Source organism: Helicobacter didelphidarum (assembly GCF_003364195.1).
In the GTDB taxonomy this organism is placed as follows: Bacteria; Campylobacterota; Campylobacteria; order Campylobacterales; family Helicobacteraceae; genus Helicobacter_A; species Helicobacter_A didelphidarum.
This window is the reverse complement of sequence record NZ_NXLQ01000073.1, coordinates 1-3227: the sequence shown is the minus strand read 5'-3', so window position 1 is coordinate 3227 and position 3227 is coordinate 1. Positions and strand designations below refer to the sequence as shown.

Here is a 3227-nt window from a genome sequence, read left to right as displayed (position 1 = left end):
AAACAATCCTGATAACAATACAAATGATTCTCTGCAATCTTATCAATCTCTCTCCTCTCCTTATCATTCACATATCTTTGAATCTCCGTATTCATTTACACAAGATATTTCATTAGATATTCCTCTGCTCTTATCTAAACAAAGAAGTCTTATTGCAGAGAATCTCTATTATGCTAAGAGTAATATTATCTCTTTAAATATTCATGAGAGAATAGAGATAGATGATGGGAATAATATTCTAAGAGAAACCATAAAGAATACTATACACAAAGATTCTCACATGAGAAGTTCTTATGAAGATTTAAGAGACAATGCTCATAATCATGTAAGCAATAAGGCTATCAATGGAGTTTCAAGTAATTTAAATAGAGATTCTAGTAATAGAGCTATAAGCCTACAATCTCATGGAGATTCAAATAAAGATTCTAGTAATACACCCCATAACTTTATTCTCATTGCTAATACTCAAGTCTTTATTGATGAGACAATGTTAGCTCATACTCTAAGTTCCAATGATAATGCCACACCAACAAACCCTACTTTCTCTTATAGTAATACCCTTACTTTACTCCCTCATCATATCAGCTTTATCCCAAGTCCTAAATGTAAGCCTAAAGCTCCAAATAATACCTTAGGGATAGTCATAGGAGAAGGATATAGTAAGGCAAAGAGTATAGAAGAAGCACAAGATTCTATACTTCAAGAAAGTAATACTCTCTATACAGATGATTATGGAAGAGTAAGAGTAAGAGTTAATGCCTTTGTCTCTCAAGAATATATAGATAGAAAGATATTAGGAGAGAATGATAGCAATGCAGATGATAGAGAGAGGAGTAGTAAGGCAAGTGATAAGGTAGATGGGAGTAATAATATAAATGATAGAGAGAGGAGAGATTCAAGTAATAGGGATTCTAATATATTAGATAGAGATTCTCATTTCAATCAAGATTCAAATCATTCATCTTATTTAAGAGATTCTCATTTATCAGATTCTAGTAATAGAGATTCTAAAGAATCTTTGCATACTTCATCCTCTCCCTTATCAAGAGGGAATACAGATTCAATCAATAATACTACAAACCCATCATCTCCCTATTCTTCATCTCACCCTCATATCTCCTATACCCCATTCTTACGAGTAGCCTCTCCAATAGCAAGTAATCATAGTGGATTATTTGCTATCCCTAGAGTAGGAGATGAAGTGATTATAAGTTATTTAGAAAATGATATAGATAAGCCCTATATTAGTTCTAGTTTGTATAATGTGAGTAATCCTAGTATCAATGATTTACCCTTTAATGATAATCAAACCTCACTTTCATCTAAGACTATAGGCAGAGATGAGAATGGTATCAATGAACTCACTCTATCAAATATCAAAGATAAAGAACAAATCTATCTTCATGCACAAAGAGATTATGATGAGATAATAGAGCATAACTTCACTCAAAGGATTAAACATAATAAAGACTCTCAAGTCAAAGGCAACTACACAGAATCTATCAACAAATATCATAAACAAGAAATATTAGGTATGAAAGATGTAAGAGTAGGAGCAGAATACTTAACCAATGTAGCACTCTCTAAGGATACCATAGTAGGAGGAAGTCATACTCTTAATATAGGGATAGATAATAAACTAAGAGTAGCAAAGAATAGTAGTGAGTATGTAGGTGGGGATAAGAATGTAGAAGTGGGAGGAAAGGTGGAGGAGAGAATAAGTGGAATAAAAAATATTTATATTAGAAATAATAAAGAGGAAACCATTGAAGGTGCTTATGACTTACAGACAATTAAAGAATATAATTTAGCTTCAGAATCTCAAATTAATATTATTTCTCAAGATAATATTTTGTTATCTAGTGCAAAATCAAGTGCCTTTGAGACTGAAAAAAACCATATAAATATGGCGGATAATATTGCAATGAATGCTCAAACAGATATAGAAATGCGAGCAAATAATCAAGTATCTTTTACAATAGGAGATACAACCATCACAGCTAAAGGAGATAGTGTGATAATAAAAGCAGGTGGTGTAGAAGTAGTGATAGATAGCAAAGGACTTGTAGTCAAAGGTGGAGAGGTGAAGAGTGAGTGAGAGCAATAATATAATATTATCTCAAGAAGAGATAATTACATTTAAGATTATAGAAAATGCTTACTATAAAATAGAAAAACCTATCGCTAATATAGAAGTTCAATTACGATGCTTGCGAAAAAATAAACTACTCAAGGGACAGACTGATAGACAAGGAATAGTTCAATTCAAATTGCATGAAGAACATAAAAGCAAATATGAATTATATTTAATTCTTTTAGCAGAACAAGACAACTACAGAAAATTACCTATCAAACAAAGGAATATCGTTAGTTATACAGCTTTAAAGGAAATACAAGAATTACGATTTGAAAAATATACTGATATATTTAGAGTAAATAAATATACACAAAATGGAAAATATTATTTTCAAAAAGGTAGTGAAGTAACCTTAATCGCCCATCACCCTGACTTTATAGCAAAAGAAGAAGTGTTATGGGCTTATACTTTTATTAGTAAAAATAAATGGGTTAATAGATACAGTAAGCTTACTCAAGGGGATGATAGCAATTTAAAAACCCATAAACAACCATTACAATATAAAGACAATAATAGATACTATATCCTTCGAGATAAAAATGGCAAACAATATAAAGGCTCAAAAATTCAATACTCTATTAATCATTTTATTTATAATGCTAAAATGATAATCTTTGCTTATACTAAAGAACCGATAATGAATGTCTATACAGAAATTATTTTAGATGATATTTTACAAATTTCCATTGATTGTTCTATGCAAGAAGCTTTAAATGCTAAAGATGAAGTTTCAAGGCTTGGCTGGACTACAAGCTATGTGCTTCAAAGATTATGGCACGACAATCCACGAGATGCAAAGATAATTCGTGATTTACACTATAAAGATGCTGATGATGTAATAGATAGTATAGAAGAACAAGATATGAAAACTTTAATTAGGAAATACGCTTCATTTATCAAACTAAAACCTTTAACTATAAAGCAAAAAGGAACGATAGATATATATTCTTGTTATGGTAATGAAATTAACCCTTGTAAATTCTATGTAGGACTTGACTGGGAAGAGTTCTATTTAAAGTTTGATTTAATGCAACAAGCAGCGACTAGATATTTAAAAATCTTTCCTGCAGTTTTTATGATAGACGAAGAT

At 30.7% G+C, this 3227-nt stretch carries 1 protein-coding gene and 1 pseudogene; both read left to right on the top strand.

Going from position 1 to position 3227, the window contains the following annotated elements:
• A partial coding sequence (locus CQA53_RS13155; RefSeq protein WP_245945895.1) for a bacteriophage T4 gp5 trimerisation domain-containing protein occupies positions 1-2098 on the top strand: 2098 nt, incomplete at its 5' end.
• Positions 2091-3227, top strand: a pseudogene (locus CQA53_RS10555) (DUF6402 family protein); the annotation flags it as partial. The gene CQA53_RS13155 and the pseudogene CQA53_RS10555, both read left to right, overlap by 8 nt.